This window comes from Mycolicibacterium houstonense, assembly GCF_900078665.2.
Taxonomy (GTDB): Bacteria; Actinomycetota; Actinomycetes; order Mycobacteriales; family Mycobacteriaceae; genus Mycobacterium; species Mycobacterium houstonense.
The window spans coordinates 69,109-80,985 of the sequence record NZ_LT546207.1 but is presented as its reverse complement, the minus strand read 5'-3'; the positions used below and the strand labels follow the sequence as shown (position 1 = coordinate 80,985).

12 protein-coding genes and 2 pseudogenes are annotated in these 11,877 nt (G+C 67.5%); 1 reads left to right on the top strand and 13 read right to left on the bottom strand.

Translation table 11 applies throughout. The features are described from left to right. The 4 genes and pseudogenes from BN4332_RS35305 to BN4332_RS00430 all read right to left on the bottom strand — a co-directional run. A pseudogene (locus BN4332_RS35305) lies at positions 1-407 on the bottom strand (chromosome segregation protein SMC); the annotation flags it as partial. Between the two features lie 200 nt (positions 408-607). Continuing rightward, a pseudogene (locus BN4332_RS35300) lies at positions 608-1,288 on the bottom strand (chromosome segregation SMC family protein); the annotation flags it as partial. Between the two features lie 26 nt (positions 1,289-1,314). Continuing rightward, positions 1,315-1,623: an acylphosphatase gene (locus tag BN4332_RS00435; protein ID WP_066896081.1), complete on the bottom strand. Its 309-nt coding sequence runs from the start codon at positions 1,621-1,623 to the stop codon at positions 1,315-1,317. After that, positions 1,620-2,027 carry an OsmC family protein gene (locus BN4332_RS00430; RefSeq protein WP_039318821.1) on the bottom strand — a complete coding sequence of 136 codons (408 nt, stop codon included), beginning with the start codon at positions 2,025-2,027 and terminating at the stop codon, positions 1,620-1,622. The genes BN4332_RS00435 and BN4332_RS00430 overlap by 4 nt, the downstream gene beginning before the upstream one ends. A gap of 137 nt (positions 2,028-2,164) precedes the next feature. Here BN4332_RS00430 and BN4332_RS00425 point away from each other — a divergent pair, with 137 nt between their 5' ends. Then, positions 2,165-2,968 carry a hypothetical protein gene (locus BN4332_RS00425; RefSeq protein WP_074132928.1) on the top strand — a complete coding sequence of 268 codons (804 nt, stop codon included), beginning with the start codon at positions 2,165-2,167 and terminating at the stop codon, positions 2,966-2,968. 19 nt (positions 2,969-2,987) lie between these two features. On the opposite strand, the gene mutM is transcribed toward BN4332_RS00425, so the two are convergent. The 9 genes from mutM to BN4332_RS00380 all read right to left on the bottom strand — a co-directional run. Beyond that, positions 2,988-3,851 carry a bifunctional DNA-formamidopyrimidine glycosylase/DNA-(apurinic or apyrimidinic site) lyase gene (gene mutM / locus BN4332_RS00420; protein WP_066896075.1) on the bottom strand — a complete coding sequence of 288 codons (864 nt, stop codon included), beginning with the start codon at positions 3,849-3,851 and terminating at the stop codon, positions 2,988-2,990. A gap of 6 nt (positions 3,852-3,857) precedes the next feature. After that, entirely contained in the window at positions 3,858-4,562 is a 705-nt protein-coding gene (gene rnc, locus BN4332_RS00415) for a ribonuclease III (RefSeq protein ID WP_066896073.1), read from the bottom strand. Continuing rightward, positions 4,559-5,170, bottom strand: a complete 612-nt coding sequence (locus BN4332_RS00410; RefSeq protein ID WP_066896070.1) for a YceD family protein — start codon at positions 5,168-5,170, stop codon at positions 4,559-4,561. The genes rnc and BN4332_RS00410 overlap by 4 nt, the downstream gene beginning before the upstream one ends. A gap of 65 nt (positions 5,171-5,235) precedes the next feature. After that, positions 5,236-5,973 carry a cell division protein SepIVA gene (gene sepIVA, locus BN4332_RS00405; RefSeq protein ID WP_066896067.1) on the bottom strand — a complete coding sequence of 246 codons (738 nt, stop codon included), beginning with the start codon at positions 5,971-5,973 and terminating at the stop codon, positions 5,236-5,238. A 170-nt stretch (positions 5,974-6,143) separates the two neighbouring features. Further along, a complete protein-coding gene (locus BN4332_RS00400; protein WP_066896063.1) occupies positions 6,144-6,710 on the bottom strand; it encodes a hemerythrin domain-containing protein in 567 nt (188 codons plus the stop codon). Between the two features lie 82 nt (positions 6,711-6,792). Beyond that, positions 6,793-7,269 carry a pantetheine-phosphate adenylyltransferase gene (gene coaD, locus BN4332_RS00395; protein WP_066896060.1) on the bottom strand — a complete coding sequence of 159 codons (477 nt, stop codon included), beginning with the start codon at positions 7,267-7,269 and terminating at the stop codon, positions 6,793-6,795. Positions 7,270-7,307: 38 nt separating this feature from the next. After that, positions 7,308-7,862, bottom strand: a complete 555-nt coding sequence (gene rsmD, locus BN4332_RS00390) for a 16S rRNA (guanine(966)-N(2))-methyltransferase RsmD (RefSeq protein WP_074132927.1) — start codon at positions 7,860-7,862, stop codon at positions 7,308-7,310. Further along, positions 7,859-11,275: a pyruvate carboxylase gene (locus BN4332_RS00385; protein WP_066896052.1), complete on the bottom strand. Its 3,417-nt coding sequence runs from the start codon at positions 11,273-11,275 to the stop codon at positions 7,859-7,861. Before BN4332_RS00385 ends, rsmD begins: the two co-directional genes overlap by 4 nt. A gap of 34 nt (positions 11,276-11,309) precedes the next feature. Next, on the bottom strand, positions 11,310-11,877 hold a 568-nt coding region (locus BN4332_RS00380; protein ID WP_066896049.1), incomplete at its 5' end, for a vitamin K epoxide reductase family protein.

Sequence of the window (11,877 nt, the reverse complement as noted above, 5' to 3'; positions counted from 1 at the left end):
GCCCGGGCCTCCCGGGCCCGCTGCGCACGGACTCGCGCCTCCCGCTCGGCAGCGGCGGCACGGCGCAGTGAATCGGCCCGTCCGCGAACCGCATTCGCCCGCTCCTCGGCAGTACGCACCGCCAGGCGGGCCTCCACCTCGACCGAGCGCGCCGCTTCGGCGGCGGCCACCGTGGCCTGCCGGTCCACCGGCTCGGCCTCGAACATCGGCAGTTGTTCGGCGTTGCGCAGCCGCGATTCGAGTTCGGTGAGTTCCTCGACCGTCTTGGTGCGTCCCGCTTCGAGTTCGTCGCGCTGACGGATCAGGCGCTGCCACTCGTCTCCGGCGGCACGCGCGTCCTGTCCCAACCGGCCAAGCTGCTCGTAGATGGCCGAGATGGCCGCATCGGATTCGTTGAGCGCGGCCATGGCCTCTTCGGCCGACTCCTGTCGGGCGGCCTGCTCGGTCAGCGCGCCCGCCAGAGCCGCTGCCAGCTCACCGGTCTGCCGCTCGGCGACCTCCAGCTCGCTACGGGCCTTGTCGATCTCGGAACTGATCTCCAGCGTGGACGGCTTGCGGTCGGAGCCGCCGCTGATCCAACCGGCGCCGACGAGGTCACCGTCCGNCGCAGCCGCGCGTCCCGCAGATCGGCCTGGATCGTCGCCGCGCGGCGCGCCATCTCGGCCTGCCGGCCCAGCGGCTTGAGCTGGCGGCGCAGCTCCGTGGTCAGATCTGTCAGACGGGCCAGATTGGCCGCCATCGAGTCGAGCTTGCGGACCGCTTTTTCCTTGCGCTTGCGGTGCTTGAGGACGCCGGCGGCCTCTTCGATGAACGCGCGGCGATCCTCGGGCCGCGACTCCAGGATCTCGGCGAGCTTGCCCTGGCCGACGATGACGTGCATTTCACGGCCGATGCCCGAATCGCTCAGCAGTTCCTGGACATCCATCAACCGGCAGCTGCTGCCGTTGATCTCGTACTCACCCGCACCGTCACGGAACACCCGCCGGGTGATCGATACCTCGGAATACTCGATCGGCAGCGCGTTGTCGGAGTTGTCGATGGTCAGCGTCACCTCGGCGCGGCCCAGCGGCGCCCGCGACGACGTGCCGGCGAAGATGACGTCTTCCATCTTCCCGCCGCGCAGGGTCTTGGCGCCCTGTTCGCCCATCACCCAGGTCAGGGCGTCGACCACGTTGGACTTGCCCGAGCCGTTGGGCCCGACGACGCAGGTGATGCCGGGTTCGAAACGCAGAGTCGTCGGCGAGGCGAAGGACTTGAAGCCCTTCAGCGTCAGACTCTTGAGGTGCACGGCGATTTACCCTACCGCCGACTCGGCTACCGTTCGTGAAACCCCGCCATCGGGGCGTCGGCATCCGCCCAATCTGCGACGACGTTGTCCACCGAGCCCGGGGTTTGGCCGCTCCGCAGCAGCTCAAGCAATCGCTCGCACTTGTCACGTGGCCCCTGGGCCACAACATGGACCCGGCCGTCGGGCCGATTCGAGGCAAACCCCGTCAGGCCGAGCTCGAGCGCCCGTGACCTGGTCCACCACCGGAACCCCACGCCCTGCACATGACCGTGCACCCAAGCGCTCAACCGCACCTCGGCGCCGGGTCCGGCCGCGGGGAGTTCCGGTCCGCTCATCGAGTCGCGACCTCGAACTTCACCTCGGTGCCGGATTTGAGCGTGCGGCCCACGGTGCAGACCTGGTCGATGGCCCGTTCGACCACCGTCAGCAGCCGGGCCACCTCGGTCTCCGACAGACCGGACACGTCGATCTCGAGCTTCTCCTCCAGCAGCGGGTAGCGCTCCTGCTCCCGGTCCGCCGGCCCCGACACGCGGATCGTCGCCGGGTAATCGTCGCCCAGCCGGCGGCGCAGGGGCTGATCACTGGACATCCCACTGCATGCGGCAAGGGCGATCTTCATCAGCTCGCCCGGGGTGAACACGCCCTCGACGTCCTCACTGCCGACGAGTACCTCTGCACCGCGCGAACTGCGCCCGACGTACCTGCGTACCCCGGTGCGGTCAACCCAAAGTTCGGTCATGCGGTATTTCTACACTCCGCGCCGCGCTGATATTCCGCAGGTGACCGGCGCGGTCTGCGCGCCACGCTGCGCTTCGGCCCGGCGCCAAACCGGGCTGCGACGATAGACTCGGTGGACCGACTTCGCCGAGGAGCACCGTGACCTACCCGCCGAGCAATCCGCCCACCCCGCCGCCAGGACCCCTGGGGCCGTGGCAGCAGCCGTATCAGCAGGGCGGGCCGCAAGGGTATCCGGATGCCGCCGGGAATCCGGAGCAGCCGTATGGCTCACCTTATGGGGCGCCCCAACCGCCTCAACAGCCCTACGGATCTCCGTACGGGGCGCCGCAACAGCCCCAGCAGCCCTACGGGTCGCCGTACGGCGCGCCCGAACAGCCGTATGGCGCACCACAGCAGCCGTACGGAACGCCCTACGGAGCCCAACAGCCCTACGGCGCACCACAGCAGCCCTACGGCTACCCCACCCCTCAGCCGCCGCGCGGCGGGAACGGCAAGGTGGCGCTGATCGCCGTCGCGGCCGTGGCCGTGCTGGCGCTGCTCGGCGGGCTGATCTTCTTCGTGTTCAAGGGCGATTCGGACAGCGGCGGACGCGACGGCGTGGGGTCCTCGCAGGCCGCCGGTGAGAGCGACGCCGAAAAAGAGGTCCGGGAGTTCCTCGACGAGGTGATGACCAGCACCAGCGATCTCAAAGAGGCCCTGCCCTATTTCTGCCAGGCGGATCAGGACCTGTTCGAGTCGGTCGGCGGCCTGGATGCCATCGACATCCCGAAGTCCGCGGACTCCAGCGGGTCGGCGGAGATCACCAAGATCACGGTGACCGGCAACAAGGCTGTCGTCGACATCTCGAGCAGCGCCGGCCCGGGCAAGCTGTATCTCCGCAAAGAGGGCGGCGAGTGGAAGCTCTGCATGTCCGACATGCCGGGCATGCCAAGCATCCCCTGATCGATCAGGACTCGAGGTGTCAGCCCCGGGGGCGGGGCTGACACTTCGGGCAGTAGAACGACGAGCGGTTCATGAATTTGTCGCGGCGCATCACCGCACCGCACCGCCGGCAAGGTTCCCCTTCGCGGCCATAGGCATCCAAAGACCGCTCGAAGTAACCGGATTCGCCGTTGACGTTCACATACAACGAATCGAATGACGTGCCGCCCTGGCCGAGCGCGTCGGTCATCACCTCGGCCGCCGCGTCGAGCACCTCGGCCAGCCGGCGCCGGGGCAACGCGGCGGCGGTCCTGGCCCCGTTGATCTTGGTGCGCCACAACGCCTCGTCGGCGTAAATGTTGCCGATGCCGGACACCACGGTCTGATCGAGCAGCTGACGCTTGATCTCAGACTGCTTGCGGCGCAGCACATCAACCACCTTGTCGCGGTCGAAGCGCGGGTCGAGCGGATCACGCGCGACGTGGGCGACCGGCTGCGGCACCGCGGTGCCGTCGACCGTCACCAAATCGGCCAGCTGCCAGCCGCCGAATGTGCGCTGGTCGACGAAACTCAGCGCCGTGCCGTCATCGAGCAGCGCCGCGATGCGCAGATGACGATCGTCCCGGATGGGCCCCAGCAGCATCTGGCCACTCATCCCGAGGTGCACCACCAGCGCCTCGGTCTCGACGCCGTCGTCCTCCCCCAGCGTCAGCCACAGGTACTTGCCGCGGCGTCCGGTGCCGGTGATCGTGGCGCCCAGCAGCCGGGCGGTCAGGTCGGCTGGACCGGCCTCATGACGGCGGACCGCACGCGGATGGTGCACACGTACCGCCGAAATCGATTTGCCCGCAACATGTTCCTGTAATCCGCGGCGGACGACCTCTACCTCGGGTAGTTCGGGCATCGATACTCACGCATTGTCGAGCGCACCGTCGAGCGCGTTCCAGGCTGCGGCCGCCGCCTTGAGCTCGGCCTCTTTCTTGTTGCGCCCCACACCCCTGCCGTACTCGACGTCGGCCACCACCACGGCCGCCGAGAACTCCTTGTCATGGTCGGGCCCGGTGGAGGTCACCACATAGCTGGGTGCACCGAGCCCGCGGGCGGCCGTCAGCTCCTGCAGGCTGCTCTTCCAGTCCAGCCCGGCCCCAAGGGTCGGCGCGGTGTCGAGCAGCTCACCGAACAGCCGCAGGATCACCTCGCGGGCGGTGGTCAGACCGTGCTGCAAATAGATTGCACCGAGCAGGGATTCGACCCCGTCGGCGAGGATGCTGGACTTGTCGGCGCCGCCGGAGTTCTCCTCGCCCTTGCCGAGCAGCAGGTGGCTGCCCAGCCCGCTGTCGGTGAGGCCACGGCCGACATCGGCCAGCGCCTGGGTGTTGACGATGCTGGCGCGCAGCTTGGCCAGATCACCCTCTGACCGTTCCGGGTGACGGTGATAGAGCTCCTCGGTGATGGTCAACCCCAGCACCGCATCGCCGAGGAATTCCAAGCGCTCGTTGGTGGGCAGACCGCCGTTCTCGTACGAGTAGCTGCGGTGGGTCAACGCGACGGTGAGCAGCTCATCGGGCAGGTCGACGCCGAGCACCTCCAGCAATGCCTCATGCGACTCGCTCATTTGTCACCCCCGGGCTGCTCGTCCTCGGGTAACAGGGCCGACAGCTTGGCCCAGCGCGGATCGATCTTGTCGTGGTGGTGCCCGGGCTCGGCAGCCGCCAGCGCCACACCGCAATCGGGGCACAGGCCGGGGCAGTCCGGACGGCACAGCGGCGAGAACGGCAACGCCAGCCCCACCGCGTCGATGATCGGCTGTTCCAGGTCGACGGTGTCGGCCTGGCCCGAGGAGCCCACGCGACTCACCTCGTCGGCGTCGGTGGTCTCGTCGGTGGTGCTGTCCGGGTAGGCGTACAACTCGGTGAGATCGATCTCGACGTCGCCGGAGATCGCGGTCAGGCACCGCGCGCATTCACCGACGGTCGGGGCAGCCACGGTGCCGCTGACGAGCACGCCTTCCGACACCGACTGCAGCTGAAGGTCGAGCTCGAGCGGTGCGCCCTCCTCGACGGCGACCAGCTCGGCCCCGATCCGTACCGGGCTGGGCACCGTCTCCTGGTGAACCATGAGCGAACCCGGCCGCCGGCCGAGTCTCGAAACATCGATCACCAGCGGCGATCGGGAATCACCTGACCTTCCCCCTGGTTCCCCCGATCTCGCGCGCTTCGCCATGCAGCAATCCTACGGCGGGGTCACGACGCGCCATGACGGACATGCGTGTCCGGCAGCGGAGCGGATCACCGGGTGGCGTAGTCGTGTGTTCCCGCGGTGGTCCGCAGCTGGTGACGCCCGCGGCCGACGGAGCGCAATGTGCCGTTGAGGAAATCTTCGAACTCGGCGAGTTTGCTGTCGACGTAGATGTCGCACTCGCCGCGCAGCCGGTCGGCCTCGGCATGCGCCGCATCGATCAGGCGGGTCGCCTCGGCGGTGGCCGTCGAGACGATCTCGGTCTGCGACACCAGGCGCTGCTGCTCCTTGATGCCCTCCTGCACGGCCTTCTCGTACGACAGGTTGCCGTTCTCGATCAGGCGGTCGGCTTCGGCCTTGGCCCGGCCGGTGCTCGCGTCGTACTCGCGCTTCGCGGCGGTCGCGAGCCGCGCCGCCTCCTCGCGCGCCTCCCCGACCATGCGCTCGCTGTGCTGCCGCGCCTCGGCGACCATCCGGTCAGCCTGCGCCTTGGCGTCGGCCAGCAGCCGGTCCGCTTCACCGCGGGCGTGATTGATCATGCCGTCGGCATCGGCGTTGACCTTCGCCATCACGGACTCGGAATGCTCCTTGGCCTCCCGCAACAGCGAATCGCGGGCGTCGAGCACGTCCTGCGCATCGTCGAGCTCACCGGGGATCGCGTCCTTGATGTCGTCGATCAGCTCGAGCACATCGCCACGCGGCACCACACAACCGGCGGTCATCGGCACACCACGCGCTTCTTCGACGATCGCGCCGAGCTCGTCGAGCGCTTCAAAAACTCGGTACACGGCAAAACCCTCCAGGTCGTCGTTGTCAGTGACCAGTGTGCCTGGTGTTACGCCTGTGACTAGGGAGCACAATCGGTGTGTCGCCCCCGACGATCCGCGGCTGTGAGCACGGTCATGATCGCGCACGACGGTCGTCGCCGCCGAAGCCGGCGACGACGACCTTCGGTTCCTTACCTCAGTGCTGCGCCGATGAGATCGCGCGCACGATCGAGCATCGAGGCAAACGGTCCGACGGCGAAGTTCATCCCCGCGGACTCCACCCCGGGATGCGGGCGGGTGGGAGCGATCGACTCGGCAGCCTGAACGGCCTTGGCCATCCGCTCGAGATCTTGCTTGTCGAGCTTGCGGTGCAGCTTGTTGAACTCCTCGTGTTCCTCGTGCTCGGCGTGGTCGATCACGGCCTGCTGGAACTTCGTGAGTTCGGTGATGAAGGCGTCGGAATCGAAGTCCATGCTCTCCAGCTTGGACAACTGCTCCTTGGCGGCGTGCTCCTCGTGCAGGCGGGCGTCGACGATCTCGTCGCCGTCGTTGACCTCACGACGGACTCGTGGGTGCACCACCATCTCTTCGGCGGTCTCATGGACCGCCAGCAGCTGCCGCAGATCGATGAAGGCCTTCTCGCGAGCCTCGGTCGTCGAGGCGGAGAAGACCTCCTCGAACAGGTCCTTGATCAGGTTGTGCTGGTCCTTGAGGAACTTCACCACGTCGTCGGTGGATTGAACGAATGTGTTCGGCACGGCGGGTCCTCCACAGAATCGGTTCGAAAACGTTGCGCAGTGGGCTGAGCGCTACCGAACCAATACCCGCGGTGGCCGCGGGCTAACCGCCTAGTTTCGCCCGCAACCTCCGGTTGACCGACTCCGGCAGCAACGCCGACACGTCGCCGCCCAGGGAGGCGACCTCCTTGGCCAACGACGACGACACGAACGAATACTGCGGTGTGGTGGCCACGAAGAAGGTGTCGACGCCGGCCACATGCCTGTTCATCTGCGCCATCTGCAACTCGTATTCGAAGTCGGTGCCGGTGCGCAGACCCTTCACGATCGCGGTCAGACCGCGTGCCTTGACGAAGTCGACCACCAGGCCCTGACCGGACTCGACGCGCAGATTCGGCAGATGCGTGGTCGACTCGGCGATCATCGCCATGCGCTCGTCGACGTCGAACATGCCTTTCTTGTTGGGATTCACCAGAACCGCCACCACGACCTCGTCGAACTGTGCCGCGGCACGCTCGAAGATGTCGACATGGCCAAGGGTCACCGGGTCGAAGGAGCCGGGGCATACCGCGCCACTCATGGGTGACGACGGTACATGCTGTCGCCCAAGGGTGTCCGCTACCCCACTTCCGCGAGCTCGACGCGGGTATCCCCGTACCGCCGCGCGCTCAGGGCATCCCAGCCCTCGGGCCAGCTGACCGGCTGCCCCGATGCGCGCCGCTCCACCAGCACATAGCTACCGCCGCGCACCCAGCCGGCCCGCGCCAGTACCGTGAGCATCGCGTCGACCGCAGCATCGTCGAGGTCGTAGGGCGGGTCGGCGAAGACCAGATCCACCGGCCGCGTGGCGCCCCCGGACAGCACCGTGTCGACGCTGCCGCGGCGCACGGTGGCGGTACGGACCCCCAGTGCGGCGATGTTCTCGGAGATCACCGCGGCCGCGCGCGCGTCGGACTCGACGAACAGCGCCGACCCGGCACCACGCGAAAGAGCTTCCAGCCCAAGGGCTCCCGAGCCGGCGTACAGATCCAGCACGGACAGTCCGGTGAAATCCAAGCGCGCGCTCAACGCGTTGAACACGGCCTCCCGGACCCGGTCGGCGGTCGGCCGGGTCCCACTACGGGGGACCGCGATCCGGCGGCCGCCGAGTGCCCCCGCGATGATGCGGGTCAGATTGATTCCCCGGTTGCTTCGCTCTTACCCGAACCGACCACGATCAGCAGGTCGCCACCTTCGACCTGGGCGGTGGCGGACACCGCGACGCGTTCGACGGTGCCGGCCTTGGGCGCGGTGATCGCGGCCTCCATCTTCATCGCCTCGATGGTCGCGATCGTTGCGCCGGCAGCCACGGTGTCGCCGGCCGCGACGCCGACGGTGACCACCCCGGCGAACGGGGCCGCCACGTGATCCGGATTGTTGCGGTCGGCCTTCTCGGCCGCGGGAACCTCACTGGCGATACTGCGGTCGCGCACCGTGATCGGGCGCAGTTGGCCGTTGAGGATGCACATCACCGTGCGCATCCCACGCTCATCGGCATCGGAGATCGCCTCCAGGCCGATCAGCAACTGCACGCCGCGCTCCAGCTCGACACGATGTTCCTCGCCGTAGCGCAGCCCGTAGAAGAACTGGTTGGCGCTGAGGCTGGAGGTGTCACCGTAGGTCTCGCGGTGCGCCTCGAATTCCTTGGTGGGTCCGGGGAACAGCAGCCGGTTCAACGCGGCCTGACGCTTGGGCCCGGGCGCTGCCAGCAGTTCCTCGTCCTCGGCGGAGAGTTGCTGAATCGGCTTGGCCGGCCCTCGCCCCTCAAGTGCCTTGGTGCGCAACGGTTCCGGCCAGCCTCCCGGCGGGTCACCGAGCTCACCGCGCAGGAACCCGATGACGCTGTCGGGAATGTCGTACTTGGCGGGGTCGGCCGCGAACTCCTGGGCACTGACCCCGGCACCCACCAACGCCAGCGCCAGATCGCCGACCACCTTGCTCGACGGGGTCACCTTCACCAACCGGCCCAGCACCCGATCGGCAGCGGCGTAGGCGGTCTCGATCTCCTCGAACCGGTCCCCCAGCCCCAGCGCGATGGCCTGCTGGCGCAGATTGCTCAGCTGACCGCCGGGGATTTCATGGGTGTACACCCGCCCCGTCGGCGCCGGTAACCCACTCTCGAACGGCGCGTAGACCTTGCGCAGCGCCTCCCAGTAGGGCTCCAGATCGCACACCGCATCCAGCGACAACCCGGTGTCGTACTCGGTGTGCGCGGCCGCGGCCACGATCGAGGACAACGCGGGCTGACTCGTGGTGCCGGCCAACGGCGCCGCCGCCCCGTCCACCGCCGACGCCCCGGCCTGCCAGGCCGCCAGGTAGGTCGCCAGCTGCCCACCCGGCGTGTCATGGGTATGGACGTGCACCGGCAGATCGAACCGTGACCGCAACGCCGAAACCAGAGCATGCGCCGAGGCCGGCCGCAACAGTCCGGCCATGTCCTTGATCGCCAACACGTGCGCGCCGGCGTCGACGATCTGGTCGGCCAGCTTCAGGTAGTAGTCCAGCGTGTACAGGTTCTCGTTGGGGTCGGACAGATCCCCGGTGTAGGACATCGCCACTTCGGCGATGGCCGTGCCGGTCTCGCGCACCGCATCGATCGCCGGGCGCATCGAGTCCACGTTGTTCAGTGCATCGAAGATGCGGAAGATGTCGATGCCGGTCCGGGTCGCTTCTTCCACGAACGCCGATGTCACCAATTCCGGATACGGCGTGTACCCCACGGTGTTGCGGCCCCGCAACAGCATCTGCAGACAGATGTTGGGAATCGCCTCCCGCAGCGCGGCCAGCCGTTCCCACGGGTCTTCCTTCAAAAATCGCAGCGCCACATCGTACGTCGCGCCACCCCAACACTCGATGGACAGCAACTCCGGCATCATCCGCGCCACGTACGGCGCCACCTTGAGCAGGCCGGTGGAACGCAACCGGGTGGCCAGCAATGACTGGTGGGCATCGCGGAACGTGGTGTCGGTGACCCCGACCGCCGAGCTGTCACGCATCCAGGCCGCGAAACCTTCCGGCCCCAGCTCGATCAGCCGCTGTCTGGACCCCGCCGCCGGCGCCGCCGACAGGTCCAGCGCAGGCAGCTTGTCGTGCGGATACATCGCCGACGGACGCTCGCCGTGTGGCTTGTTCACCGTCACATCGGCCAGGTAGTTCAAGATCTTGGTACCGCGGTCGGCCGGGGTGTGCGCCGTCAGAAGCTGCGGACGGTCATCGATGAACGACGTGGTGACCCGCCCGGCCCGGAAATCGGGATCCTCGATCACCGCCTGCAGGAACGGGATGTTCGTCGACACACCACGGATGCGGAACTCCGCCAACGCCCGGCGCGCCCGCGAAACCGCCGTGGAGAAATCACGACCCCGGCAGGTCAGCTTGACCAGCATCGAGTCGAAATGCGCCAACACCTCGGCCCCGACGTTGGTGCCGCCGTCCAGCCGAACACCCGCGCCGCCTGGCGACCGGTAGGCGGTGATCCGGCCCGTGTCCGGACGGAAGCCGTTGGCCGGATCCTCGGTCGTGATCCGGCACTGCATCGCTGCCCCGCGGATCGCCAATGAGTCCTGGCTCAAACCCAGATCCGCCAGGCTCTCTCCCGCCGCGATGCGCAGCTGTGAACCGACCAGATCCACATCGGTGATCTCCTCGGTCACCGTGTGCTCCACCTGGATCCGTGGATTGCACTCGATGAACACATGATGGCCACGCTCGTCGAGCAGGAACTCGATGGTGCCGGCACAGCTGTAGCCGATCTGGCGGGCCAGCGCCACGGCGTCACTGCAAATCTTTTCACGCAGTTGGGGTTCCAGATTCGGAGCGGGTGCCAGCTCGATCACCTTCTGGTGGCGCCGCTGCACGCTGCAATCCCGCTCGAACAGATGCATCACGTTGCCGTGGGTGTCGGCGAGGATCTGGACCTCGATGTGACGCGGGTTGAGCACCGCCTGCTCGAGATAGACGTTGGGGTCACCGAACGCCGACTCGGCCTCCCGTGAAGCCGCCTCGACCGCCTCGGGCAGCGCATCGGCGTCGGTCACCCGGCGCATCCCGCGGCCACCGCCACCGGATACCGCCTTGACGAACAGCGGGAACTCCATATCCCTTGCCGCAGCGACCAATTCGTCCACCGACGACGACGGCGCCGACGAGGCCAGCACCGGCAACCCGGCCGCCCGCGCCGCGTCGATCGCCCGCGCCTTGTTGCCGGTCAGTTCCAGCACCTGAGCCGAAGGACCGACGAACGTGATCCCCGCCTCGGCGCAGGCCGACGCCAGCTCCGGGTTTTCCGACAGGAACCCGTAGCCCGGGTACACCGCATCCGCACCGGAATGCTTGGCCACCCGGATGATCTCGTCCACCGACAGGTACGCCCGGACCGGGTGGCCGACCTCACCGATCTGATACGACTCGTCGGCCTTCAGGCGATGCAGCGAATTGCGATCCTCGTACGGATAGACCGCGACGGTCGCGATACCCATCTCGTAGGCGGCGCGAAACGCACGGATCGCAATCTCGCCACGATTGGCGACTAACAGCTTGGAAATCACGGATAGACCTAACCGCCGAGTTATTTCTGACGTGTTACAGCAGCGTTGACCAGTATTCCCAGAAACGCACCAGGATCAACAGCAGAAGTGAGGTGAACCAGAGCGCCACGATCGACCACCGCCACTGGTGCAGCACCCGGGCCACCGCGTTGTCGTGAAGCGGCTGCAGCGCGACGGAGCTCACCACGACGAACAGCGGGATGGTCACCGCCCACACCACCATGCAGTACGGGCACAGGGCGCCGATGGTGTAGAGACTCTGGAAGATCAGCCAGTGCACCATCACCACACCGGCGAGCGCGCCGGCGGCAAAGCCGGCCCAGTACCACCGCGGCAAGCGAACCCCCGCGACGGCCATGACACCGGTGACCAGGGTGACCGTGAAGGCGACCACCCCGATCAGCGAGTTGGGGAATCCGAAGACCGCGGCCTGCGGGGTCGACATCACCGACCCGCAGGACAACACCGGGTTGATGCTGCACGACGGCACGTACGAGGGATCGATCAGCAGCTCGATCTTCTCGATCGTGAGCGCCAGGGCCGCCGCCAGACCGATCACCCCGGCGATCAGTACCCAGACCGCACCGGGCTTGCCGACGGCC

What these genes read in the sequence shown, in the direction of transcription:
- BN4332_RS00435 (WP_066896081.1), bottom strand. Translation starts at nt 1,623, where the DNA reads ATGAGCGGACCGGAACTCCCCGCGGCCGGACCCGGCGCCGAGGTGCGG.
- BN4332_RS00430 (WP_039318821.1), bottom strand. Translation starts at nt 2,027, where the DNA reads ATGACCGAACTTTGGGTTGACCGCACCGGGGTACGCAGGTACGTCGGG.
- mutM (WP_066896075.1), bottom strand. Translation starts at nt 3,851, where the DNA reads ATGCCCGAACTACCCGAGGTAGAGGTCGTCCGCCGCGGATTACAGGAA.
- rnc (WP_066896073.1), bottom strand. Translation starts at nt 4,562, where the DNA reads ATGAGCGAGTCGCATGAGGCATTGCTGGAGGTGCTCGGCGTCGACCTG.
- BN4332_RS00410 (WP_066896070.1), bottom strand. Translation starts at nt 5,170, where the DNA reads ATGGCGAAGCGCGCGAGATCGGGGGAACCAGGGGGAAGGTCAGGTGAT.
- coaD (WP_066896060.1), bottom strand. Translation starts at nt 7,269, where the DNA reads ATGAGTGGCGCGGTATGCCCCGGCTCCTTCGACCCGGTGACCCTTGGC.